The sequence below is a fragment of the Kitasatospora sp. NPDC088346 genome, from assembly GCF_044740765.1.
Lineage (GTDB): Bacteria > Actinomycetota > Actinomycetes > Streptomycetales > Streptomycetaceae > Kitasatospora.
Window position 1 is genome coordinate 61,979 of the sequence record NZ_JBIURH010000015.1, and the last position, 22,748, is coordinate 84,726.

Annotated in this window: 21 protein-coding genes and 1 riboswitch; of the genes, 12 read left to right on the plus strand and 9 right to left on the minus strand. The window is 74.9% G+C overall.

What is annotated here, in order from left to right:
• Positions 1–10: 10 nt before the first annotated feature.
• Both ACIOFR_RS20875 and ACIOFR_RS20880 read right to left on the minus strand, forming a co-directional pair.
• Complete coding sequence (locus ACIOFR_RS20875) at positions 11–958, minus strand: ricin-type beta-trefoil lectin domain protein (RefSeq protein ID WP_400999340.1); 948 nt, start codon at positions 956–958, stop codon at positions 11–13.
• Between the two features lie 330 nt (positions 959–1,288).
• The gene (locus ACIOFR_RS20880; protein WP_400999342.1) at positions 1,289–1,873 is read right to left on the minus strand and encodes a YdeI family protein; all 585 of its coding nucleotides are present in this window, start codon (positions 1,871–1,873) and stop codon (positions 1,289–1,291) included.
• A 148-nt stretch (positions 1,874–2,021) separates the two neighbouring features.
• Between ACIOFR_RS20880 and ACIOFR_RS20885 the strand changes: the two genes are divergently transcribed.
• Positions 2,022–3,017: an aldo/keto reductase gene (locus ACIOFR_RS20885; RefSeq protein ID WP_400999344.1), complete on the plus strand. Its 996-nt coding sequence runs from the start codon at positions 2,022–2,024 to the stop codon at positions 3,015–3,017.
• Positions 3,018–3,113: 96 nt separating this feature from the next.
• On the opposite strand, the gene ACIOFR_RS20890 is transcribed toward ACIOFR_RS20885, so the two are convergent.
• On the minus strand, positions 3,114–3,551 hold the full coding sequence (locus ACIOFR_RS20890) for a Fur family transcriptional regulator (RefSeq protein WP_400999346.1): 438 nt from the start codon (positions 3,549–3,551) through the stop codon (positions 3,114–3,116).
• Between the two features lie 495 nt (positions 3,552–4,046).
• Between ACIOFR_RS20890 and katG the strand changes: the two genes are divergently transcribed.
• Positions 4,047–6,278, plus strand: coding sequence for a catalase/peroxidase HPI (gene katG, locus ACIOFR_RS20895; RefSeq protein WP_400999348.1), 2,232 nt, complete (start codon positions 4,047–4,049; stop codon positions 6,276–6,278).
• A gap of 84 nt (positions 6,279–6,362) precedes the next feature.
• On the opposite strand, the gene ACIOFR_RS20900 is transcribed toward katG, so the two are convergent.
• Both ACIOFR_RS20900 and ACIOFR_RS20905 read right to left on the minus strand, forming a co-directional pair.
• A complete protein-coding gene (locus tag ACIOFR_RS20900; RefSeq protein ID WP_400999350.1) occupies positions 6,363–7,811 on the minus strand; it encodes a glycine hydroxymethyltransferase in 1,449 nt (482 codons plus the stop codon).
• A 21-nt stretch (positions 7,812–7,832) separates the two neighbouring features.
• Positions 7,833–7,923: riboswitch (ZMP/ZTP riboswitch) on the minus strand.
• 78 nt (positions 7,924–8,001) lie between these two features.
• Positions 8,002–8,418 (minus strand): hypothetical protein, encoded by a 417-nt coding sequence (locus ACIOFR_RS20905; protein WP_400999352.1) that lies wholly within the window; start codon positions 8,416–8,418, stop codon positions 8,002–8,004.
• A 60-nt stretch (positions 8,419–8,478) separates the two neighbouring features.
• On the opposite strand from ACIOFR_RS20905, the gene ACIOFR_RS20910 reads away from it, so the two are divergent.
• Entirely contained in the window at positions 8,479–8,952 is a 474-nt protein-coding gene (locus tag ACIOFR_RS20910) for a MarR family winged helix-turn-helix transcriptional regulator (protein WP_400999354.1), read from the plus strand.
• A gap of 650 nt (positions 8,953–9,602) precedes the next feature.
• On the opposite strand, the gene ACIOFR_RS20915 is transcribed toward ACIOFR_RS20910, so the two are convergent.
• Positions 9,603–10,337: a DivIVA domain-containing protein gene (locus tag ACIOFR_RS20915; RefSeq protein WP_400999356.1), complete on the minus strand. Its 735-nt coding sequence runs from the start codon at positions 10,335–10,337 to the stop codon at positions 9,603–9,605.
• A gap of 368 nt (positions 10,338–10,705) precedes the next feature.
• Between ACIOFR_RS20915 and ACIOFR_RS20920 the strand changes: the two genes are divergently transcribed.
• Complete coding sequence (locus ACIOFR_RS20920; RefSeq protein ID WP_400999358.1) at positions 10,706–11,362, plus strand: response regulator transcription factor; 657 nt, start codon at positions 10,706–10,708, stop codon at positions 11,360–11,362.
• A 43-nt stretch (positions 11,363–11,405) separates the two neighbouring features.
• Here the strand turns inward: ACIOFR_RS20920 and ACIOFR_RS20925 are convergent, their stop codons facing one another.
• A complete protein-coding gene (locus tag ACIOFR_RS20925) occupies positions 11,406–12,620 on the minus strand; it encodes a sensor histidine kinase (protein WP_400999360.1) in 1,215 nt (404 codons plus the stop codon).
• A gap of 284 nt (positions 12,621–12,904) precedes the next feature.
• On the opposite strand from ACIOFR_RS20925, the gene alr reads away from it, so the two are divergent.
• The 7 genes from alr to ACIOFR_RS20960 all read left to right on the plus strand — a co-directional run bounded on the left by alr (position 12,905) and on the right by ACIOFR_RS20960 (position 19,369).
• The gene (gene alr / locus ACIOFR_RS20930) at positions 12,905–14,275 is read left to right on the plus strand and encodes an alanine racemase (protein ID WP_400999362.1); all 1,371 of its coding nucleotides are present in this window, start codon (positions 12,905–12,907) and stop codon (positions 14,273–14,275) included.
• Positions 14,268–15,398, plus strand: a complete 1,131-nt coding sequence (locus ACIOFR_RS20935; RefSeq protein ID WP_400999364.1) for a D-alanine--D-alanine ligase family protein — start codon at positions 14,268–14,270, stop codon at positions 15,396–15,398. Before alr ends, ACIOFR_RS20935 begins: the two co-directional genes overlap by 8 nt.
• A gap of 538 nt (positions 15,399–15,936) precedes the next feature.
• Entirely contained in the window at positions 15,937–16,239 is a 303-nt protein-coding gene (locus tag ACIOFR_RS20940) for a hypothetical protein (RefSeq protein WP_400999366.1), read from the plus strand.
• A 110-nt stretch (positions 16,240–16,349) separates the two neighbouring features.
• Positions 16,350–17,975, plus strand: coding sequence for an FAD-dependent monooxygenase (locus ACIOFR_RS20945; RefSeq protein WP_400999368.1), 1,626 nt, complete (start codon positions 16,350–16,352; stop codon positions 17,973–17,975).
• Positions 17,976–18,104: 129 nt separating this feature from the next.
• Complete coding sequence (locus ACIOFR_RS20950) at positions 18,105–18,551, plus strand: SRPBCC domain-containing protein (RefSeq protein ID WP_400999370.1); 447 nt, start codon at positions 18,105–18,107, stop codon at positions 18,549–18,551.
• Positions 18,548–18,913, plus strand: coding sequence for an ArsR/SmtB family transcription factor (locus tag ACIOFR_RS20955; protein ID WP_400999372.1), 366 nt, complete (start codon positions 18,548–18,550; stop codon positions 18,911–18,913). The genes ACIOFR_RS20950 and ACIOFR_RS20955 overlap by 4 nt, the downstream gene beginning before the upstream one ends.
• Before the next feature lie 141 nt (positions 18,914–19,054).
• The gene (locus ACIOFR_RS20960) at positions 19,055–19,369 is read left to right on the plus strand and encodes a hypothetical protein (protein ID WP_400999374.1); all 315 of its coding nucleotides are present in this window, start codon (positions 19,055–19,057) and stop codon (positions 19,367–19,369) included.
• Between the two features lie 39 nt (positions 19,370–19,408).
• Here the strand turns inward: ACIOFR_RS20960 and ACIOFR_RS20965 are convergent, their stop codons facing one another.
• A complete protein-coding gene (locus tag ACIOFR_RS20965) occupies positions 19,409–20,548 on the minus strand; it encodes a PP2C family protein-serine/threonine phosphatase (protein ID WP_400999376.1) in 1,140 nt (379 codons plus the stop codon).
• A gap of 403 nt (positions 20,549–20,951) precedes the next feature.
• The gene (locus ACIOFR_RS20970; protein ID WP_400999378.1) at positions 20,952–21,854 is read right to left on the minus strand and encodes an ABC transporter substrate-binding protein; all 903 of its coding nucleotides are present in this window, start codon (positions 21,852–21,854) and stop codon (positions 20,952–20,954) included.
• 320 nt (positions 21,855–22,174) lie between these two features.
• Between ACIOFR_RS20970 and ACIOFR_RS20975 the strand changes: the two genes are divergently transcribed.
• Complete coding sequence (locus ACIOFR_RS20975; RefSeq protein WP_400999380.1) at positions 22,175–22,714, plus strand: SigE family RNA polymerase sigma factor; 540 nt, start codon at positions 22,175–22,177, stop codon at positions 22,712–22,714.
• Positions 22,715–22,748 lie beyond the last annotated feature (34 nt).

Here is a 22,748-nt window from a genome sequence, read left to right on the forward strand (position 1 = left end):
CGTTCCGGGCTCACCGAACGCTCCACCGCTGGTTCGGCTGCCTGGTGCAGGGTTGCACCAGGACGGGGGTGCCGTTGTCGGGCCGCCCCTGGAACACGTCCAGGCACAGGCCGGATCCGACCCCGACCACGGCCCCGCCCGGCCCCGCCGCCCACGTCTGGTCCGCGTTCCCGCCGCAGGGCAGCAGGTGCACCACGGCCGACGGTCGTCCGGTGGTGGCCCGGGGGGCCAGGCAGGCGTCGTTCGCGTCGCGGAGCTCACCGGCCGCGGTGAGGGACCACTGCTGGCTGCGGCTGCCGTCGCAGTCCCGCATCTCCACGTCCACGGCGTTCCTGACGGTCAGGCAGCGCCCCGAGGCGGCGGCCCGCACCCGGACGGAGGCCGGCGCGGCGACGGACGATGGGGGCGAGGCCGCCGGGGAATCGGACGCCTGCACCGACTCCGTGGCGGACGCGGATGCCGACACGGACGCGGATGCGGAGGCCGTCGGTGTGGGGCTCGGGGAGGCCACGCCCGGGCTCGGCGGCGCGGGCCGGGCGGACGGCGAGGTCACGGGCGCCGCGCCCGCCACGGGCCGCGAGCCGGGAGCGGGCACGTCGGGCGTGCGGTGCGCCGTCACCACGGCCAGGACGCAGACCGCCACCGTGGCGGCCAGCATCGCGGCCCCGGCCACCGCGGCGACCTGCGGTGCCGGTACGCCGGGGCGGCTCTCCGCCGCCGGTGCCCGGCGCTCCCCGGGGTAGTAGCCGGCGCCGTCCGGGCCGGCCGGCTCGAAGATCCGCAGGCCGGAGGAGTCCGGTGGCCTGCCGTCGCCCGCCCCGAAGTCGCCCGGGAACACCGGGAGGAGCGCCGTGGGCGCGTAGTTCGCAGCGCCCGGGCCACCCGTCTCCCGGCCGCAGGAACACGCCCCGCCCCGCCCGTTCCGGTGGCACTCCTCGCAACGCGGTTGGGTCCACATGCCGTCACTCCTTCTCCGGCCCCGGCCCGGGGCCTTTGACCTCGGCCGTGCGGCCGCCACCTTGGACGCCGTCCGCCGCACGGGCACGGCCGCATGTTCAGGAGACCCCGGCGAGCGGGGCGGATAACGGCAAAACCTGTGCCGTCGTCATCCGGGGCCCTCCCCGGGCCCTCCCCGGCGCCGTTTCCGGTGCCCCGCCCCGGTGCCCCGCCCCGGCCGTGACCTGTGGCCGGACCGGGGCGGGGCGCCGATGCGGGAACTCGCCCGACCGACGCGATGGTCGGGGTCCGGCATCGGAACCGGAGACGGAGCGGGCCCCGGAGCGGGGCGCTACGCGCCGCCCGCTGCGTCGCCGTGCCCCAGCAGGCGGACGGCCTTCTCCAGACGGGCCCGCCGGGCCTCGGGGGTGCGTGCCTGGAGCAGCGGGAGGGCGACCAGGTAGCGGCCGGTCCGGTCCAGCGCCTCGAACGCGGCCCTGGCCGCCGGGTCCGCGTCGAGCGCGGACCTGAGGTCCTCCGGTACCGTCGCCGTGCGCTGCGACGCGTACGCGGCGGCCCACCGGCCGTCCTCCTGGGCCCGGCGCACCTCGGCGAGGCCCGGATCCCGCATCCGGCCGGCGGCCGTCAGGTGCGCGACCTTCTCCACGTTCACCTGCGACCACAGGCTCCGGGCCCGGCGCGGCACGTACTTCTGCAGGTAGTGCCGCTCGTCGAGGGCGCGACGCTGCCCGGAGACCCAGCCGAAGCAGAGCCCGACGTCGACCAGTTCGTCGGAGGTGACCGACGCGATGCCCGAGGTCCTCCTCGCCATCCGGATCCACACGCCCTCGTGGCGGGTGTGGTGCTCGGCCAGCCAGCGCTCGAACGCGGGAGCGTCCGCGAACGCGAGGATCTCCACACCGTCGATCTCGTCCATGGCGATCAGGTTAGGCCGTGCCGCGCGGCACCGGCGCCGCCCGGACGCCCGGCACCCCGGCAGCGGGCCGCCGGGGGGTGGATAGGGTGGCGGTGCCGGCGGCGGTGTGCACGGGGCCGCCGGCGGGAGCCACCGAAAGGACCACGTCATGCCGGCCGCAACCGCCGCCACCGACCCCGCGGGCCCGTCCACGGGCCGGTTCGGCCTGGGCACCGCCGCCGTCGGGCGGCCGGGCTACATCACGCTCGGCCGGGACCTCGACCTGCCCGCCGAGCGGACGGTCGACGCGCTGCGGCGGCGGACGCACGCCCTGCTCGACGCCGCCCACGCGGCCGGGGTGCGGTACTTCGACACGGCCCGCTCCTACGGCCGCGCCGAGGAGTTCCTCGCCGAGTGGCTGGCGGCCAGGCCCGACGCGGCCGCCGACTCCACGGTCGGCAGCAAGTGGGGCTACACCTACACCGCGGACTGGCAGGCCTCGGGGGTGCCCGTGCACGAGGTCAAGGAGCACGCGGCGGCGGTGTTCGACCGTCAGATCGCCGAGACCAGAGCGCTGTTGGGCCGCCGGCTCGACGTGTACCTGGTGCACTCGGTCACCCCCGACAGTCCGGCGCTGACCGACCCCGCCCTGCACCGGCGGCTGGCCGGACTCGCCGCCGAGGGCGTCCGGGTGGGGCTGTCCACCAGCGGCTCCGCGCAGGCGGCCGCCGTGCGCGCGGCGCTGGAGGTGACGGTGGACGGGCAGCCGCTGTTCGCCGCCGTCCAGGCCACCTGGAACCTGCTGGAGCCGTCCGCCGGGCCGGCGCTGGCCGAGGCGCACGCGGCCGGATGGCTGGTCGTGGTGAAGGAGGGCATGGCCAACGGCCGCCTCGCCGGACGCAACGCCACCGGCCCCGACACCGCTGCGCTCCGCGCCTGCGCGGCCCGCACCGGGGCGTCCGGAGACGCGCTGGCGCTCGCCGCGGTCGCCGCCCAGCCGTGGGCCGACATCGTGCTCAGCGGCGCCGCCACCCCGGACCAGCTGGCCTCCAACCTCACCGCCGCCGGGCTGCGGCTCGCCCCCGAGGAGCTGTCCGGGCTCGCCGCGCTCGCCGAACCCGCCGAGGCGTACTGGCGCACCCGGGCCGCGCTGCCCTGGGGGTGAGGCCGCCCGGCCGGTTCGTTCGGCTGGTTCGTCCGTTCGGTCGGTTCTTCGGCCGGTTCGTTCGGTTTGCTCGCCGGCCGGTTCGTTCTGCCGTTCTCAGGCCGCCGGGCCCGCGGACGGTGTCCGGGCGCAGGACTCGCACAGCCCGCGGTAGGTGACCTCGACCCGCGAGACGGTGAAGCCGAACCGCTCGGCGGTCGGCAGGTCGGCCAGCGGATCGCCGGTCGGGTGGACGTCGCGGATGGTGCCGCAGCCGGAGCAGACCAGGTGCTGGTGCGGATGGTGGGCGTTGGGGTCGTAGCGCTTGGCGCGCCCGTCGGTCGAGACCTCGGTGACCTCACCCAGCGAGACCAGCTCGCCCAGGGTGTTGTAGACGGTCGCCCGGGAGATCTCGGGCAGGCGCTGTATCGCGCGGGCGTGGACCTCGTCGGCCGTCAGATGCACGTGGTCGCCGTCGAGTACCTCCGCAACGACACGCCGCTGCGAGGTCATCCGCCAGCCGCGTCCTCTGAGTCGCTCCAGCAGGTCGCTCATATCGGTTCACCTTCGGGTCGTGGGATTTCGGGATTTTATCAGTGGAAGTCCGCATTCCGATTGGGCGTGCTTCTGGTGATATTCTTGACTTGGACTCTGTCTATCGTAAGATCGGCTCCGGCACGAGCCAAGGGGCGGGACGACTCCCAACCGGCAGGAGGCAGACACATGACGGGACCACCGCCGAGCAGCAGCGCGGGGTCGGCCCGCAGGTGACTGCCGTGTCCGCCGCACCGTCCGAGAGCCTCCGGGACGGGGAACGCCCCCGCGTCGGGGCGACCGCCCCGGCTGCGCCCGCTCGCACCGGCCGGACCTCCCCGTCTCTCGTGTCCCACCGGCCGCCGGCGCGTCCGCGGCCCCGCCTGCCGCACCCTCTCGACCGGCCACGGCCTCCCGTTCCGCGGGGCCGGGGCCGTCCGCCGGGGCCCGCTCCCCGGCCGCTCCGCAGCCCATCGTTCCTGTGCACCGCGATCCGCCCGCCCCGGAAGGATTCCCATGTCTGAGAACCATGATGCAATCGTCGTAGACGCGAAGACGGAGGACACGGGCGGCTGCCCGGTCGTGCACGGGCGCTCCCCGCACCCGACCCAGGGCGGCGGGAACCGCCAATGGTGGCCGGACCGCCTCAACCTGCGGATCCTCGCCAAGAACCCGGCCGTGGCCAACCCGCTCGGCGCGGACTTCGACTACGCCCAGGCGTTCGGCGGCCTCGACCTCGCCGCCGTCAAGCAGGACCTCGCGGAGGTCCTCACGACCTCGCAGGACTGGTGGCCGGCCGACTACGGCCACTACGGCCCGTTCATGATCCGGATGGCGTGGCACAGCGCCGGCACCTACCGGATCAGCGACGGCCGCGGCGGCGCCGGGGCCGGCCAGCAGCGCTTCGCCCCGCTCAACAGCTGGCCGGACAACGCCAACCTGGACAAGGCCCGCCGCCTGCTGTGGCCGGTCAAGAAGAAGTACGGCCAGAACATCTCCTGGGCCGACCTGATGATCCTGGCCGGCAACGTCGCGCTGGAGTCGATGGGCTTCACCACCTTCGGCTTCGCCGGCGGCCGCGAGGACGTCTGGGAGGCCGAGGAGGACGTCTACTGGGGCCCCGAGACCACCTGGCTGGGCGACGAGCGCTACACCGGTGACCGGCAGCTGGAGAACCCGCTCGGCGCCGTCCAGATGGGCCTCATCTACGTCAACCCCGAGGGCCCGAACGGCAACCCGGACCCGCTCGCCGCGGCCCGCGACATCCGCGAGACCTTCCGCCGGATGGCGATGAACGACGAGGAGACGGTGGCCCTGATCGCGGGCGGCCACACCTTCGGCAAGACCCACGGCGCCGGCCCGGCGGACTCCGTCGGCGACGACCCCGAGGCCGCCCCGCTGGAGCAGCAGGGCCTCGGCTGGAAGAGCGCCTTCGGCACCGGCAAGGGCGGCGACACGATCACCAGCGGCCTTGAGGGCGCCTGGACGAACACCCCGGTGACCTGGGACAACACCTTCTTCGAGATCCTCTTCGGCTTCGAGTGGGAGCTGTCCAAGAGCCCTGCCGGTGCCCACCAGTGGAAGCCGAAGGACGGCGGCGGCGCGGGCACCGTCCCGGACGCCCACGACCCGTCGAAGACCCACGCCCCGACGATGCTGACGACCGACCTCGCGCTGCGCATCGACCCGGCCTACGAGCAGATCTCCCGCCGCTTCCTGGAGGACCCGGCGGCGTTCGCGGACGCCTTCGCCCGTGCCTGGTACAAGCTGACCCACCGTGACATGGGTCCCGTCGCGCGCTACCTCGGCCCGGAGGTCCCCACCGAGGTGCTGCTGTGGCAGGACCCGCTGCCCGCCCTGACCCACGAGCTCGTCGACGCCGCCGACGTCGCCGACCTGAAGGGCCGCGTCCTCGCCGCGGGCCTCCCGGTGTCCCAGCTGGTGTCCACCGCCTGGGCGTCGGCCTCGTCCTTCCGCGGCAGCGACAAGCGCGGCGGCGCCAACGGCGGCCGCATCCGGCTGGAGCCGCAGAACGGCTGGGAGGTCAACGAGCCCGACCAGCTGGCCGTCGTGCTGCGCGCCCTGGAGGGCGTCCAGGAGTCCTTCAACTCCGCCCAGAGCGGCGGAAAGCGGATCTCGCTGGCCGACCTGATCGTGCTCGCCGGCGGCGCCGCCGTCGAACGGGCCGCCAAGGACGCCGGCTTCGACCTCCAGGTGCCGTTCACCCCCGGCCGGGTGGACGCCGCGCAGGACCAGACCGACCGGGAGTCGTTCGCGGCGCTGGAGCCGGCCGCGGACGGGTTCCGCAACTACCTCGGCAAGGGCACCCGGCTGCCCGCCGAGTACCTGCTGGTCGACCGGGCCAACCTGCTGACCCTGAGCGCCCCCGAGATGACGGCGCTCGTCGGCGGCCTGCGGGTACTGGGCGCGAACCACCAGGGCTCCTCGCACGGTGTGCTCACCACGTCCCCGGGCGTGCTGACCAACGACTTCTTCGTCAACCTGCTCGACCTGGGCACGACGTGGAAGGCCACCTCCGAGGACGCGAACACCTTCGAGGGCCGCGACGCCGACACGGGTGAGGTCCGCTGGACCGGCACCCGAGCCGACCTGGTCTTCGGCTCCAACTCCGAACTGCGCGCGCTCGCCGAGGTCTACGCGAGCGACGACGCGAAGGAGAAGTTCGTGACCGACTTCGTCGCGGCGTGGGCGAAGGTCATGGACCTCGACCGGTTCGACCTGGTCTGACCCGATGCGACCACAGCGTCCGGGCCGGCCCTCGCGGGCCGGCCCGGACGCGCGTCTTCCGGCGGCGGCGCGCCGCCGTGCGCGCTACGTCAGGTCGATGCCCGGATACAGCGGGAAGCCCGCCAGCAGGTCGGCCGCGCGCTCGGCCACGCCGTCGCGCAGCGCGTCGTCCAGCCGGTATCCGGCCCTGGACGGTGCGCCCCCGGACCCGGGCGCCGGGGTCGTACCGCGCAGCACGGTGTCGATCAGGCCCGCGATCTCGTCCATCTCCGCCGCACCGAGGCCCCGGGTGGTCAGCGCGGGCGTGCCGATCCGGATGCCGGAGGTGTACCAGGCGCCGTTCGGGTCCTGCGGCACCGCGTTGCGGTTGGTGACGATGCCCGAGTCGAGCAGCGCCGCCTCGGCCTGACGGCCGGTCAGACCGTAACCGGAGACGTCCGCGAGCACCAGGTGGTTGTCCGTGCCGCCGGTGACCAGGGAGGCCCCGCGCCGCAGCAGGCCCTCGGCCAGCGCCCGGGCGTTGTCCACCACCCGCCGGGCGTAGTCCTGGAACTCGGGCCGGCGGGCCTCCGCGAACGCCACGGCCTTGGCCGCCATCACATGGGAGAGCGGGCCGCCGAGCACCATCGGGCAGCCCCGGTCGACGTGTTCGGCCAGCTCGGCGTCGCACAGCACCAGGCCGCCGCGCGGGCCGCGCAGCGACTTGTGGGTCGTGCTGGTGACGATCTGCGCGTGCGGCACGGGGTCGAAGTCGCCGGTGAGCACCTTGCCCGCGACCAGCCCGGCGAAGTGCGCCATGTCGACCATCAGCGTCGCGCCGACCTCGTCGGCGATCTCCCGCATCAGCCGGAAGTTCACCAGCCGCGGGTAGGCGGAGTAGCCGGCCACCAGGATCAGCGGCCGGAACTCCCGTGCGGTGGCCCGCAGCGCGTCGTAGTCGATCAGCCCGGTGGCGGGGTCGGTGCCGTAGCTGCGCTGGTCGAACATCTTGCCCGAGATGTTCGGACGGAAGCCGTGGGTGAGGTGCCCGCCGGTGTCCAGCGACATCCCCAGCATCCGCTGGTTCCCGAGTTCCCGGCGGAGCTCGGCCCAGTCCTGCTCGCCGAGGTCGTTGACCTGGCGGACCCCGGCCCGGCCGAGCGCCGGACTCTCGACCCGCTGGGAGAGCACCGCCCAGAACGCCACCAGGTTGGCGTCGATCCCCGAGTGGGGCTGCACGTAGGCGTGCTGGGCGCCGAACAGGGCGCGGGCGTGCTCGGCGGCCAGCGACTCCACCGTGTCGACGTTGCGGCAGCCGGCGTAGAAGCGGCGCCCGACGGTGCCCTCGGCGTACTTGTCGCTCAGCCAGTTGCCCATCGCGAGGAGCACGGCGGGGGAGGCGTAGTTCTCGCTGGCGATCAGCTTGAGGGACGCCCGCTGGTCGGCGATCTCGGCCCCGATGGCGGCCGCGACGCGCGGCTCGACCTCGCGCACGACGTCGAGCGCGGTGCGGAAGGCGGTGTTGGCGGGGGAATGCGTGACAGGACTGGCCAAGGCGGTCTCCTCGCGGGGGATTCGGACGGCCCAGGCGCACGGCGACAGCGTGAGACACGGAGCCGCTCCCCGATGGTGAATCCATCCCTGCGCGCCAGTCACGGCTCGCTCGGATGCTACCAACCCCCGCGCGCCCGGCCACCGGGGCGTCCGGGACTCGGACACCGCAGGGCCGACGGGCGTCGTGGCGTCACGTGGTGGCGGGGGTGGGGGTGGGGGTGGTCGAAGGGTGGTGGGCGGTGCGGCGAAGGTGCCAGGCGGTGGCGAGGTGCAGGGCGGCGCCGACGCCTCCCCCGGCGGCCACGCCCGGGATCCCGGAGCCGAGCCCGAGCAGGGCGTCGCCGAGCTGCGCCACACCCGACACCGCGAGCAGCGGTACCGGCGCGGAGCGGCGGCCGCGTGCGAGGAGCAGCACGAGCGCGCCGCTGAGCGGGAGTTGGCGGGCGGCGTAGGCCAGGGCGTAGGAGCCGGCGCCGGTGCCGGCGTCCGGCAGCAGCAGTCCGGGATCGAGGGCGGCCGCCACACAGAAGGCGGCCGAGACAGCGGCGAAGACGGCGTTGGCGGCGAGCAGCAGGCGGCCCCGGCGGGCGCGGGTGGTGACGGCCATTTCGATCCCTCTTTGAATGATTCGTGCTTCGAACGATTCTCAGAGAGTAGCGTTACCGCCATGGACGATGTCAACGCCTCCGAGCTGACCGGCACCCTCGCCTTTCGCCTCGGCATCCTGGGCTCGCTGGTCTCCGCCCGGTTCGCCGACGCAGTCGAGCCGCTGGGCGTCAAACCGAAGCACGTCGGGCTGATGGCCGTCCTCAGCACCGGAACCCCCGCCTCCCAGCAGGAGATCGCCCGCACCATGGGCGTGATGCCGAGCCTGGTGGTCGGCCTCGCCGACCAACTGGAGGCACTCGGCGCCATCGAACGCGTCCGCGACCCGGACGACCGCCGCCGCCAGAAGCTCTCCCTCACCGACACCGGCCGGGCCCTCCTCGACACCTGCCTGGCCGTCACCAACGCCCTCGACGCGGACCTCACGGCCTCCCTGGGCGCGCCCGACCGCGACGCCCTCCGCCGCATCCTCGGCACCCTGGCCCGGGAGGCCGGTCTCCCCGGCCAGAGCGGGACCGAGGGACCCTCACACTGATCACGCCGGATCGGCGCACGTCGGACCGGCGCACGTCGTCGGCGGGGGCACCCGGAGGCGGGCGCCCCGGCGCGATCCGAAGGGCAGCCGGGGACGCGCCGTCCGGCAGGATCGCGCCACGAAGGCGGGGCGCGTGGGTACGTCCCCCGTACCGGGTGCGGCGCCGCGGAGCGGTACGGGTGCGCTGGCACTGGACTACCGGCGGCTCGTGGAGGTCAGCGGACCTGCCTCCAGCGCCGACCGTGCCTGAAGAAGCACGTGAAAAGGGGAGACGGCCGCCCGATCCAGATACCGCTGGTGGACGCACTGCCGCCCACGCGCACGGTCGTGGCCGGCCACATCAAGAGTGCCATGTGCGGCCGGGCCCCATTCCGGCTCTTCCGCACCCGGATCCTCGTACGAGCGTGACTCGTCCCGCTGTCAGCAGTGCTTTTCCAGGTAGAGCATGCGGCGCCCGGCGTCCGCACGGAACTCGTGCGCCAGGTAGCGTCCTGCCACCCGGCGTCCGCCGGGCCCCTGGTAGTCGTCCTTGACCTTGTGCGGATCATCGCGCGAGATTCCGCGGTCGGGCAGGCACCGGCGTCGACCGGGGTGGATGCGTCGTCCCGGGTGGCTTCGCCGCGGCGGCCGGCGGAGCGGGGCGGACAGGACTAGCGGGCGGCAGCCGCGTGGAGCAGTTCCGGCGAGGTGGGGATCGTCGGCAGGGGCTGGGTGTCGGCCGGTGGGGTGGTGGCGTGGGGCGGGGGGAGGTCGGTGGGGGCGGGGGCGACCGGGTCGGCGGGTGGGTCGAGGCGGCGCAACTGCTGGGCCAGGTAGGACTTGAGGCGGATGCGGTACTCGAGTTCGAGGCTGCGCAGCTCGTCGAGGCGGCCTTCGACGGCGGCCTTGGCGGCTTCCAGCCCGCCGATCACCGTCTGGTGCCTGGTCCGGGCCTCGTGCTCCAGGGAGGCGGCGCGGGCGCGGGCGCCGTGTTCGACGCCGTCCGCGCGGATCCGGGCCGCGGTGAAGATCGCCTGGGCCTCGCCGCGGGCGGCTGCGACGGCCTGGTCGGCCACCCGCTGGGCGTGCTCCAGTACGTGGCCGGCGCTCTGTGCGAAGGCCGGGCGGGGCGCAGGTGCAGGCGCAGGCGCGGGTGCGGGTATGGGGGTGGGCGCGGGCAGGGAGGCGGGCGCGGGCGCAGGCGCAGGGGCAGGCGCAGGAGCGGGCGCAGGCCGCAGCCGGGTCGAGGAGAGCTTCGCGCGCAGGGCCTCGTTCTCCCGCAGCAGCCGTTCCACCTCGGCCTCGGCCTCGTCGAGGAAGTCGTCGACCTCGGTCTCGTCGTAGCCCTCGCGGAGGCGGACGGTGGCGAACCGCTTGCTGCGGATGTCTGCGGGGGTCAGCGGCATGGGGTACCTCGGCGGTGGGCGTGTCGGGATCTGGGTCCGTGCTCCCACGGCGTGGTGGTGGGGCGGGACTGCGGCCCGGTCCGCCGCGGCGGCGGTGGGCCGCGCGTGCGGGGGTGGGGCAGGGTCGGGCGCGAGGGAGCGGCCCATGATCGAAAACCGTGGGTACACGGAGTTTCGTTGCGCGATTTCTACCTGTTCGGTCCGGTTGGTGTCCAGGGGTTCGCCGGGATTTCCGGTCCGGAGTTGCCGGGATCACGTCGGCCGACCGCGCGGCCGGTCCCACCGCGGCGGGCTCCGGGCCCGGTGTCGCGCAACCGTTCGGGGGTGGGCCACGTCCGATCAAGGGACGGGAACGAGAGCGGGAGTCCATGCGCGTACTGGTGGTCGAGGACGAGGAACTGCTGGCCCGGGCCATCGCGGAGGGGCTGCGGAACGAGGGCTTCGCCGTGGACCTCGCCCACGACGGCGAGGCGGCGATGGAGCGCCTGACGGTCAACAGCTACGACGTGATGGTCCTCGACCGCGACCTGCCGGGGCTGCACGGCGACGAGGTGTGCCGCCGGACGGTGGCGGCCGGGTCGGACGTGCGGGTCCTGATGCTGACCGTCTCGGCCTCGCTGGCCCAGCGCGTCGAGGGCCTGAACCTGGGGGCCGACGACTACCTGGCGAAGCCGTTCGCCTTCGCCGAGCTGGTCGCCCGGATCCGCGCGCTCGGACGGCGCGCCCGCCCGGCCGCACCGCCCGTCCTGGAACGCTCGGGCGTGCGGCTGGACCCGCACCACCGAGCGGCCGCCCGCGACGGCAGGCCGCTGGCCCTGTCGCGCAGGGAGTTCGCCGTCCTGGAGGAGCTGCTGCGGGCCCAGGGCGCGCCGGTCTCCGCCGAGGACCTGCTCGAACGGGTCTGGGACGAGAACATCGACCCGTTCACCACGATCGTCCGGGTCACCATCCGCGGCCTGCGTCGCAAGCTCGCCGAACCGCCGCTGATCCAGACCATCACGGGGACGGGCTACCGCATCCCCTGACCACCGGCCGGGCGGTCGCCGGCGGTCGCCGGCCGACGCACCGTCAGCGGCCGTGGCCCGCGGCCGGATCGGGCCCGGACACCGGCAGCAGCACCCGGACGGTGAGCCCGCCGCCGCGGCGCGGCAGCGCGGTCGCCTCGCCGCCGTGGGCCTGCGCCACCGCCCGGACGATCGACAGGCCGAGCCCGCTGCCACGGGCCGAACCGACCCGGTCGGTGAGCCGCCGGAACGGCGCGAACAGCACCGGGATCTCGTGCGCGGAGATGACCGGACCGGTGTTGGCCACCACGATCTCGGCGTCCTGCCGGCCCATCGAGGTCCGCACCGTCACCTTCCCGCCGGGCACGTTGTAGCGCATGGCGTTGTCGACCAGGTTGCGCACCACCTGCTCCAGGAGCACGGGGTCACCGGTCACGGTGCTCGGCTGCACCTGGTCGTCCAGGGTCACCCCGCGTCGCTCCGCCTCGACGGCGGCCGAGTCCAGGACGGACTCGGCGAGCTCCGCCAGGTCCAGCGGCACCAGCTCGGTCAGGGAGTCCTCGGCCCGGGCGAGCGTCAACAGGGCGTCGATCAGGCGCTCGTGGCGCGCGGCGACGGCGAGCAGGTTCTCGCCGAGCTGCCGGACCTCGGGCGGGGCCTCGGGCCGACCCATCGCGACCTCGACGAGTGTCCGGTTGACGGCGATCGGGGTCTTCAGCTCGTGCGCGGCGTTGGCGATGAACCGGGACTGCCCGGCGAAGGCCTGGTCGAGCCGGTCCAGCATGCTGTCGAACGAGTCGGCCAGTGACTTCACCTCGCCCGGCGGTGCCTGGAGGTCGATCCGCCGGTGCAGGGTGCGGCCGGCGATCCGCTCGGCGGTCGAGCTGATCATGCTGAGCGGCCGGACCAGGCGGCCGGCCACCAGCCAGCCCGCAGTGGTCGCGACCACCCCGACGGCGAGCACCGTCAGGCCGCCCTTGAACAGCAGGTTGTCCTGCATCGACGCCAGCATGATCCGCTTCGTCGCGGGCTGTGCCGACTGCTGCTGCGCCAGGTACCTCTGCACGTCCGAGGACAGGTAGGGCTCGACGCTGTGGGCGGTGGGGAACGCCAGGTCCAGCCCGTACCGCATCGAGTTGCCGACCAGGACGAGGGTCACCGCCAGGACGGCCGCGGCCGCCACGAAGAACATCACGCCGAACACCACGGTGAGCCGGAGTCGCAGGCTCCCGCCCCAGGTGTGCCGGGAGTCGGACCCCGGCGCGCGGTACGTCGTCACGGCCGCCGCCCACCGGTCCGCCGTCCGGCTCCTCGCGCGGCCGGTCGTCCGGCCCTTGCGACCCGCTCGCCCCGTCCGACCCGTCTCAACTGTCCCACGCGTCCCCCCGGGTCCGGCCGGGCTCGCCCCGGGCCGATCATGAGCAGCCCAGTATGCGCGATCCGGTGTGAGCCCCACGTGAGTGATCGGCTCACCGCCCGTTCACGGTCCGTCGGATGGACTGGGCCGCGGCCCGGGACCGGACGTCCGGTGCCCGCCGCACGAGCCCGACGGAGGTGCCATCCATGCGGAGCACGACCAGCAGCCGACCACCGGCGACCCACGGCCGCCATCCCGCGGGCGCGGAACCCCGGCCCCCGCACCGCGCGCACGCCGCCCCGCCGCGGCCCGCCCCGCCGCAGACCGAGGGCCGGCACGCCGACGCCCGGTACGCCGAGGCCGTCGTCGACCTGGCCGCGGTCGCCCACAACACCGAACTGCTCGCCGCCCGGGCCCGCGGCGCCCTGATGGCCGTCGTGAAGGCCGACGGCTTCGGCCACGGCGCGGTCCAGGTCGCCCGGACCGCGCTCGCGCACGGCGCGAGCTGGCTCGGCGTCACCTCCACCGCCGAGGCGCTCGCGCTGCGCGCCGAGGGCATCACCGCCCCCGTGCTCAGCTGGATGCACCTGCCCGACGAGGACTTCACGCCCGCCCTGCTGGCCGGCGTGGACCTCGCCGTCTCCTCACCGGTCCACCTGGCCGGCATCGCGGCCTGCGCGGCCCGCGGCGGTGTCGCCGCCCGGGTCCACCTGAAGGCCGACACCGGACTGCGCCGCAACGGCGCCGCACCGGCCGACTGGCCCGCCCTGGTGCGGCACGCGCGGGCGCTGGAGACCCGCGGCCTGCTCGCCGTCCGCGGCCTGTGGTCGCACCTCGTCTCCCCGGACGGACCGGGCCCCGGAACCGCCGCCCAGGTGGCCGCGTTCGAACGGGCCGTCGCCACGGCCCGGGACGCCGGACTGCGCCCCGAGCTGCTGCACCTGGCCAACTCGGCGGCCTGCCTCGCCGCCCCGGCCACCCACTTCGACCTGGTCCGCGCGGGTCTCGGCCTGTACGGCGTCGAGCCGGTCCCGGGGCGGGTGTTCGGGCTGCGTCCCGCCATGACCCTGAGGGCGCGCGCCATCATGGCCCGCCCGGTGACGGCCGGGGAGGGCGTCTCGTACGGGCACGAGTACACCGCCGCGCGGGACGGCACCCTGCTGCTGGTCCCGCTCGGCTTCGCGGACGGCGTGCCGCGGGCCGCCTCCGGGCGGGCCCGGATGTGGGTGGCGGGGGAGCGGCGGCCGGTGGCGGGGCGGATCGCGATGGACCAGTGCGTGCTGGACGCGGGCGCGCTGCCCGTCGGGATCGGCGAGGACGTCGTCGTGTTCGGCCCCGGCGACCGGGGGGAGCCCACCGCCGCCGACTGGGCCCGCTGGGCCGGTACCAACCCGCACGAGGTGCTGACCGGGATCGGCGCCCGGGTGCCCCGCCGCTACCTGCCGGTCCCTGTCCCGGCCGCTGCCCCGACCCCGGCCGCCGCGCCGCGCCTGACCAGGCCCCAGCCCCAGCCCAAGCCCAAGCCCAAGCCCAAGCCCAAGACCCCGACCGAGACGGAGACCGACCACCGTGTCTGACACCCCCACCCGGCCGCACACCCCCGGCAGGACCGACGTCGTCGTCCTGTTCGGCGGACGCAGCGGCGAGCACGACGTGTCGTGCGCCTCCGCCGCCGGCATCCTCACCCACCTCGACCGCGGCCGCTACCGCGTCCGGCCGGTCCGGATCACCACGGGCGGTGAGTGGGTGTTCGGCCCCGCCGACCTGCCGGCCGCCTCCTACGATGTCGCGGACCTGGCCCGCCTCACCCCGGCCCGCGGGCGCACCCCCTGGGACAGCCTGTCGGCGGCCGGCCGGCTCCTCGGCACCGCCGATCTGGTCTTCCCGGCCCTGCACGGCCCGTACGGGGAGGACGGCACGGTGCAGGGACTGCTGGAGCTGCTGGGCGTCCCGTACGTCGGCAGCGGGGTGCTGGCCAGTGCCGCCGGCATGGACAAGGACGTCACCAAGCGGCTGCTCGGCTCGGTCGGCCTGCCGGTGGCGGCCTCGGCACTGCTCTGCGGCCCGGGCTGCGACGACCTGCCGGAGGGCGAGCGGCGGCGGCTCGGCCTGCCGGTGTTCGTCAAGCCGGCGCGGGCCGGCTCCAGCCTGGGCGTGACCAGGGTGGATTCCTGGGACGGACTCGCCGCCGCGGTCGCCACCGCCCGGGAGTCGGACCGCAAGGTGCTGGTGGAGGAGGCGGTCCTCGGCCGGGAGGTGGACGTGGCGGTCGTCGAGCACCCGGACGGCACCCTGCACGCCGGACCGCCGCTGGAGATCCGGTTGGGCGGGGGCCGGGCGTTCTTCGACCACGACGCCAAGTACCACGACGGCTCGACCCGGTTCGAGATCCCGGCCCGGCTGCCGGACGGGCTCGGTGCCCGGCTCCAGGAGATGGCGCTGGAGGTGTTCGAGGCGCTGGGCTGCTCGGGCCTGCTGCGGGTCGACTTCCTGCTCCGGGACGGCGTACGGCCCGTGGTCAACGAGGTGAACACCTTCCCCGGCTTCACCGCCGCCTCCCAGTTCCCCCGGATCTGGGCCGCCGCGGGCCTGGACTACGCCGACCTGCTCGACCTGCTGATCGACACCGCGCTCGCCCGTGCCGCGGGCCGCCCGTCCCGCGCCGGCGTCCAGCCGGCCGGGGTGTCCGCCCCCCGGTGAACCCCGCCGTGCGGAGCCGCGTCGTCGGCCTGGCGAGCGTGCTGCTCGGCGTGGCCGTCTGCGCCGCAGCGGCGGCCGCCGGACGGGCCCACCCCTCCACCACGCCGGTCCTTCCCCCGGTCACCGCCTCCCAGGAGGCGGACCAGGTGACCCCTGAGGGTTGCCGCCTCCCCGGCGGACCGGTCGGCGGTCACCGGTCGGAGGCCTCGTGCCGCCCGCGCTGACGGTCGACCTGGTGAACGGTCAACTTCGGTTCCTGGCTGCAGGGTTGGCGGGAGACCGGCTCGGCGGCGCGTCCCCGGCCGGGGCGGGACGTGTACGGCCTGGACGGACGGAATCGGATCCGACGAAGGGAGTCCACCGTGCCGCCCCATGACGTGCCGGAACCCGACCGACGGGTGGCGTTCCGCCCGGACGGCCTGCGGGCCCAGGACCGCGTCCTCGCGGAGCGGCGGGCCGGCTACGCGGAGGAGACCACCGATCCGGTCGCCGCCCGGCCCCCCGGGAACCACTCCAGCACAGCGCGGGCGTCCGGCCCGTGCCCGGCTACCTCGGCAAGGGCTGTGACGAGGGCGCGGACCGGGCCTCCGGGGGATGGTTCCGGATCGAGCCCGGCGGGTCGGTCGCCCCGCCGTGGACCACCGACGCGTACTCGACGTTCTCCGCGGAGGCGGACGACGGCGGGGTCTGGCACGGCCCGTACGCCGTGACCGTGCCCTTCGACGCCTTCGACGACTGGTGCCGGGACCTGGGCGTCGACCCGGGCGGGAGCATCGGGATGCAGCTCCTGACGGCCGCCAACCCCGGACCGCCGTGGGTGGCCACGGTCACCATGACCTGACCGGGCCGCCCCCGCGCGGCCGCCGCCCGGCCCGAGTGGCGGCCCGGTGGCCGCGCGGGGCAGCCTGGACGGGTGCGGATCCGCACGGCCCCGACACCCGGGAGCACTCCATGGGCGAGACGGACGTACTGGTTGTGGGAGCCGGTCCGGTCGGGTTGACGGCCGCGGCCGAGCTGCGGCGCCGGGGTGTCGACTGCCGGATCGTCGACCGGCTCGCGGCACCCCAGATGTACGCCAAGGCGGTCGGCGTCCAGCCCCGGACGCTGGAGCTGTGGGACGCCATGGGGCTGGCGCGCGAGGCGCTCGACGCGGCCGTCCCGATGCTCGGCCAGCTGCTGTTCGTCGACGGCGAGGCCGGGCCGCGGATCGAACTGGAACTGCCCGACGACGTGCCGTACCGCTTCGCCGCGCTGCCGCAGTACACCACCGAGCGGCTGCTGACCGAGCACCTCGCCGGCTACGGAACGGCCGTCGAGCGCGGGAGCGAGCTGACCGGCCTGGAACAGGGCCCCGACCACGTCCGGGCCGCGCTGGACACGCCCACCGGGCCGGAGGAGGTCCTGGCCCGCTACGTGGTCGGCTGCGACGGCGCCCACAGCCGGGTGCGCCGCGCCGCCGGGATCGGCTTCGAGGGTGACGCCTTCCCCGAGCAGTACATGCTCGGGGACGTCGAGGTCGACTGGGACCTGCCGGAGGGCTACGGCGTCCGCGCCGTCCACCGCGCCGCCGACGGCGGCACCGACGACCTGCTGGTCTGCATCCCGCTGCCGGGCGTGCGGCGGTACCGGATGTCGATGCTCGTCCCGCCCGAACTCGCCCGGCCCGCGGGCGACCGCGTCGCGCACGGCCTGGAGAGCGGCGGGGAGCCGGAGCTGCACCACATCCAGGCGGTCCTCGACCGGCTCTCGCCGCAGCCCACCACGGCCTCCGCGATGCGCTGGTCCTCCGTCTTCCGGATCAGCCACCGCCTCGCCGAGCGCTACCGGGAGGGCCGGCTCCTCCTCGCGGGCGACGCCGCCCACATCCATCCGCCGACCGGCGCCCAGGGCATGAACACCGGTGTGCAGGACGCGTACAACCTGGCCTGGAAGCTGGCCCTGGCCGTCCGGGGCATCGCCGCCGACGGGCTGCTCGACACGTACCACGCCGAACGCCACCCGGTCGGCGAGGAGGTCGTCAGCCGCACCGTGCGGCACGCCCGTACGGGCATCGAGGGTGACCCGGAGGACCCGGCCACGCTGCTGCGCCGGGAGGCTCAGTTGCTGATCAACTACCGCGGTGGGCCGCTCGCCGAGCCGGACGGCGCGGGCGGCACGGCCGCGGCCGGGCCCGCCGCCGGCGACCGCGCCCCCGACTGCACCGGGCTGCGGCGCCCCCTGGCGGCCTACCCGGTGCGCCTGTACGACCTGCTGCGCAGTCCGAACCACGCGCTGCTGCTGTACGCGGGCGGGTCCACCGCGTCCGACGAGCTGTACCGCTTCGCGGAGGCGGCCCGGACGGCGGCGCACGGTCTGCTGGACGTCTACGCGGTGCTGGCGCCCGGGACGCGTGCGGACGGTGCGCGGACCGCGTGGCTCCGGGACGCCGACGGCTCCTTCCGGACCGCCTACGCGGCGCGGGACGGCGACGCCTTCCTGGTCCGGCCGGACGGGTACCTGGGTGCCCGGCTCCGGATCGCCGGGCCCGGCGCGGCCGTGGCGCACCTGCGGCGCACCTTCGCGGCGGTGGACGCCTGACCGTGTGGCCCGCCGTCGCGGCGCGTTCTCCTGTCGCCCCCAGGTGCAACTCATAGGTTGCACCTGGGGGCTCGACGTGCAACTCTGGAGTTGCACACGATGGCGACGGAGACACGGAGGAGCCCTCTCATGACCGAGGACCGGATCGAACGCGACATTCTGATCGAGGCCACCGTGGAGCGGGTCTGGGCCCTGGTGGCGGAGCCCGGCTTCTGGGTGGCGGAGCCGGACGCCGTGGCCGGCACGGTGGCCAGGGCGGGGGAGTCCGTGGTGGCGAAGAACGCCACCTACGGGGAGTTCCCGGTGCGGGTGGAGAAGGTCGAAGCGCCGACCTACCTGGCCTACCGCTGGGCCAGCGCCTTCCCCGGGGAGGAGCTGCGCGCGGACAACAGCACCCTCGTGGAGTTCACGCTGACCCCGGAGGGCGAGTGGACCAGGCTGCGCGTGGTGGAGAGCGGGTTCGCGGCGCTCGCCGGGTCCGAGGAGCTGCGTACCAAGGCGGTCGAGGACAACACCGGCGGCTGGCCTCAGGTCCTCGGCGCCCTGCGGACGCGCGCCGAACAGGCCCCCGCGTGACGCAGGAGCACAGCGCCGCCGCGGAGGGGGTCGACGGCGTCCTCGCGGCCCTGGCGGACCCGACGCGGCGGCACCTGCTGGACCTGCTCTCCGCACAGGGCGAGGCCACCGCGACGACCCTCGCGGCACAGCTGCCGGTCTCCCGGCAGGCCGTCGTCAAGCACCTGGCCGCACTCGACGCCGCGGGGCTGGTCACCGGCGGCCGGGTGGGACGCGAGGTGCGGTACGCGGTGCGGCCCGCGGCGCTGGACGCGACGGCGCGGTGGATGGCCGCACTCGCGGCCGACTGGGACCGGCGGCTGGCGCGCATCAAACGCGTCGCCGAGGCCGCGGAACGGGAGGCGCGGCCGCCGCGCGGGTGACGCCGGCCGGCGTCCGCGGTGGCCCTCACCGGCCGGGCGGCCCGGGCGCGGGGTGCCGATTGTTGGGCTGCCGGCCCGCTGGGCGTTGCCTGCCGGTCGGCCGGCTGCCGGTACGGTCGGGCCGACGGTGGAGGTGGTGACGTGCCGAAGGTCGCGCAGAGGTCGGCCGACTTCGAGGTGTGGCAGGGCGATTCGCTGATCGGCACCCTCTGGGACGTCCGGGGTGATCACCCGTGGTCGGTCGGCCGGTTCGTGCCGGGTCGTGGCTGGGCCGCGGTCAGCCCGCTGTTCGCCGCGCAGGAGGAGTGGCGCCAGCAGTCCTTCTCCGAGGGGATGGTGTGGGCCGTGGTCGGGGTCCGCCGGCTCGGCGTGGAGCTCCGACCGGTGCGGGGCGGTGAGTCGATCCGGCCGGGGAAGATCTTCCTCGCCAAGGACCGGGCCAGCTTCCGGGACTGACGCGCCGGACGGCCGCGGAGCCGGGGCCGGCGGGGGCGCTCAGCGGTCCTGGTCCGGCGTGGGCAGCACCGTGCGGCGGATCGCCACCATGGCGACGTCGTCGCCGAGACGCGCCCCGACGTGGTGGCGCAGGTCGGTGTGGATGGCGTCCAGGAGGCCGGCCGGTGGCAGGGCGGTCCACCGGCGCAGCCGCTCGGCCAGCGGGTAGAAGTCCCCGGCACGGTTGCGGGCCTCCACGACGCCGTCGGTGTACAGCAGCAGGGTGGCGCCGGGCGGGAAGCCGAAGGTGTCGGCCGGCGGACGGGCCCCGGCCAGGTCGCCCAGCCCGAGCGGCGGGGTGGGGGTGGTCGGGTCCAGCGCACTGACCAGGTGGGCGTGGAGCAGCAGCGGCGGCGGATGGCCGAGGTTGGCGATCAGGATCCGGCGGTCGTCGTCGGCGGGCAGGTCGAGGAAGACGGCGGTGACGAAGTCGCCCTCGTTGGCGCCGGGCGCGCCCCCGGCGGCGGCCTCCGCCAGGACCTGCCGGAGGTCCTCCTCGACCTCGGCGACCAGGTCCTCCATCCGTGCGTGGTGCCGGGCGGCCCGCCGGAAGGCGCCGAGCACCTGGCCCGCCGTCTCCAGCGCGACCAGGCCCTTGCCCTGGGCGTCCCCCAGCAGGAGGCGGACCCGGCCGTGCGCGACGGTGGCGGCGTAGAGGTCGCCGCCGACCGAGGACTCCTCGTCGGCGGTCAGGTAGAGGCAGGCCAGGTCGAGGGGGCCGATCCGGGCCGGCGGCGGGCGCAGCAGGATGTGCTGGAGCACCTCCACGGCCGACCGGGACCGGGCCAGCTGGCGTTCGCGCCGCTGCCGCACGGCGGCGGCGACGACGGAGGCGAGGCTGATCAGGAGGATGGTGGCGAGCTGCACGGGGAAGTTCGGGGAGCCCAACTGGTGGTTGGCCCGGCCGGAGAGGATCACGCACGGCAGCATGACCAGCACCACGACCAGCACTCCGGCCGGCGCGCAGAACGCCGCTGAGAGCGGGGGAGCGGCCACCATCAGCGGGCCGAGCCGGATGTCGGGCGGGGTGAGCTCGTCCACCACCAGGAGCGCGGCCGGCACCGCCGCCATGGCCGCGACCAGGATCCACGGGCGCGGCCGGCGCCGCTCACGCCGATCCGGCCTGCTGCTGGAGGACACCTGTCCACCTCCCGGAAGCCCGTCGTCCCCGCTGCCTGCCACCCCCAGCTTCGCGTACGGGGGCGCGGGAGGCCGCTCGACGGCCGCCGCCGGGGTGCCGGCCGGTCGGCGGTTTCTGGACAGATGGGCGCGGAAAGGGCCGCAGACCAGACAATTGTCATGCACGCGGCCCACGGGATGGGGTATATAGAAGCCAGGCCCGGTCGGCGCTCCCCCCACGGAGCGGCAACCGGGCCTCAGCTGGGCAACAGGGTCCGGTCGGCGCTCCCCCCACGGGGCGACGGCCGGACCCGCATGTCGTTCCATGCCAGCAGCACGCAGCGTACATGACACATCTACGCATGGCTACCGCCGTCACCGGCCGGGCCGCGACCGGCTGCCCGCCCGGCGCCCGGGGATCCGCTCAGCTGCCGCCGTTGACGACGGAGTTCTGGACCGCGCCGGCGGTCAGCTGGCGCGCCGACAGGATGCTGTCGTACGTGCCGTTCACCACGAGGGAGTTCATCGCCTTGGTGAGGGCGTCCCGCAGCTCGGTGTCGCTCTTGCGCAGCGCGATGCCGTACGGGCGCGGCTGGAGCTGCTGGCCCGCGACCTCGAAGGTCTGCCCGCCGTCGACGGTCTGGGCGTTGTACAGCGCCTTCGGGTAGTCGGTGATGTAGACGTCCACCTGCTTCTTCTGCAGACCGGCGATGGCGTCCGCGTCCGCGTCCACCTCCACCACCTTGAGGGGCTTGCCCAGGCGCTCGCAGGCCTTCTGCTGGCGGGTGGCGAGGTCGTCGTGGATGGTGCCCTTCTTCGCCACCGCGGAGTGGCCGCACAGGTCGTCGAGCTTCGTGACCTTCGCCGGGTTGCCCTTGGTGACCATCATCCCGAAGCCGGCCATGAAGTAGTCCACGAAGTCGACGCCCTCGTTGACCGGCTTGTTGTCCTTGTCGACGCCCTGCTGCCGCTCGCGGGTGTCGGTGATGCCCGACATCCCGACGTCGAACTTCTTGTCGAGCACGCCCGGAATCACGTTGGCGAACGCGCCGACGTCCTGGAACTCGAACTTGACCCCGAGCGCCTTCCCCAGTGCCGCGGCGAGGTCGGGGTCGAGACCGTCCGGCAGGCCCTGCGGGCTCCGGAATATCATCGGGGCGGCGGTGTACGAAGCGCCCACCTTGATCACCCCGGCCTTGCGGATCGCCTCGGGCAGCTGGTCGCGCAGCGAGGGCTTGCCACCGCTCGTGCCGCAGGCGCTCAGCAGGAGGGCGCCGGTGGTGACGGCGGCGACGGCGCCGCAGCGGCGGCTCGTGGAGGGGGTCATGATCGCTACTCCCGGATGGTTCGACGCACAGTTCCGGGGTTCGGGCTCGGCGGCGGCCCGTCCCCGGTCCGCCGCGCCAACAGCGCGCCGCACCGGCCCCGTTCCGGCGAGACGCATCCCGCCCGCCCGGGCGGACGTGGCGGTGCACGGCGGCGCCCGGAGGAGAGAGGCTGGCCGAACTATAGCGGCGATGGGCACGTCAGCCGCCATCGGGTGCCACACCCGCGACGGGAACGCGGCAGGTGGGCGCCCTCCCGGGCCGGCGCGGAAGATTCCGGGCACCCTGCAACGCGACCGCGGGTCCACGGCGTTAGCCGGGCATGGACCACTCATCGACGACCGCTCACCCGCCACCGGGACCGCTCGAATTCCTCGACTTCGCCGTGGCCTGCGGAGGGCAGCTGTACCGGACCGCCTACCTGCTCACCGGAGGTGACCCGCATCTCGCCGAGGACCTGGTGCAGGAGGCGCTGAGCCGGATGTTCGTACGCTGGCGACGCCTGTCCCGCCTGGAGAACCCCGCCGGCTACGCGCGGACGGTCCTGGTCAACACCTTCCTGTCGCAGCGCCGCAGGCGCAGCAGCCGCGAGCAGGTGACCTTCGAGTTCCCCGAGATCGCCGTCACCGACCACGACCCCGCGCTGCGTCTCACCCTGCTGCGCGCGCTGCGGGACCTCTCCGCCCAGGACCGCGCCGTGCTGGTCCTCCGGTTCTGGGAGGACCGCAGCGTCGAGGAGACCGCGGAGGTCCTGCGGCTGAGTGCCACCGCGGTCCGCTCGCGCAGCCACCGGGCGCTGAACCGGATCCGCGCCCTGCTCGGCGACGAGTTCGCCGAACACGCGGCGGCCGATCCGCGCTGACCCGGCGTACCGGCTCCGGCCGACCCAGCCTTCC

Coding starts and splice junctions, on each gene's coding strand:
- ACIOFR_RS20875 (WP_400999340.1), bottom strand. CDS start 958: ATGTGGACCCAACCGCGTTGCGAGGAGTGCCACCGGAACGGGCGGGGC.
- ACIOFR_RS20885 (WP_400999344.1), top strand. CDS start 2,022: ATGCCGGCCGCAACCGCCGCCACCGACCCCGCGGGCCCGTCCACGGGC.
- ACIOFR_RS20910 (WP_400999354.1), top strand. CDS start 8,479: ATGGACGATGTCAACGCCTCCGAGCTGACCGGCACCCTCGCCTTTCGC.
- katG (WP_400999348.1), top strand. CDS start 4,047: ATGTCTGAGAACCATGATGCAATCGTCGTAGACGCGAAGACGGAGGAC.
- ACIOFR_RS20945 (WP_400999368.1), top strand. CDS start 16,350: ATGGGCGAGACGGACGTACTGGTTGTGGGAGCCGGTCCGGTCGGGTTG.
- alr (WP_400999362.1), top strand. CDS start 12,905: ATGCGGAGCACGACCAGCAGCCGACCACCGGCGACCCACGGCCGCCAT.
- ACIOFR_RS20890 (WP_400999346.1), bottom strand. CDS start 3,551: ATGAGCGACCTGCTGGAGCGACTCAGAGGACGCGGCTGGCGGATGACC.
- ACIOFR_RS20905 (WP_400999352.1), bottom strand. CDS start 8,418: ATGGCCGTCACCACCCGCGCCCGCCGGGGCCGCCTGCTGCTCGCCGCC.
- ACIOFR_RS20915 (WP_400999356.1), bottom strand. CDS start 10,337: ATGCCGCTGACCCCCGCAGACATCCGCAGCAAGCGGTTCGCCACCGTC.
- ACIOFR_RS20970 (WP_400999378.1), bottom strand. CDS start 21,854: ATGACCCCCTCCACGAGCCGCCGCTGCGGCGCCGTCGCCGCCGTCACC.
- ACIOFR_RS20920 (WP_400999358.1), top strand. CDS start 10,706: ATGCGCGTACTGGTGGTCGAGGACGAGGAACTGCTGGCCCGGGCCATC.
- ACIOFR_RS20950 (WP_400999370.1), top strand. CDS start 18,105: ATGACCGAGGACCGGATCGAACGCGACATTCTGATCGAGGCCACCGTG.
- ACIOFR_RS20880 (WP_400999342.1), bottom strand. CDS start 1,873: ATGGACGAGATCGACGGTGTGGAGATCCTCGCGTTCGCGGACGCTCCC.
- ACIOFR_RS20975 (WP_400999380.1), top strand. CDS start 22,175: ATGGACCACTCATCGACGACCGCTCACCCGCCACCGGGACCGCTCGAA.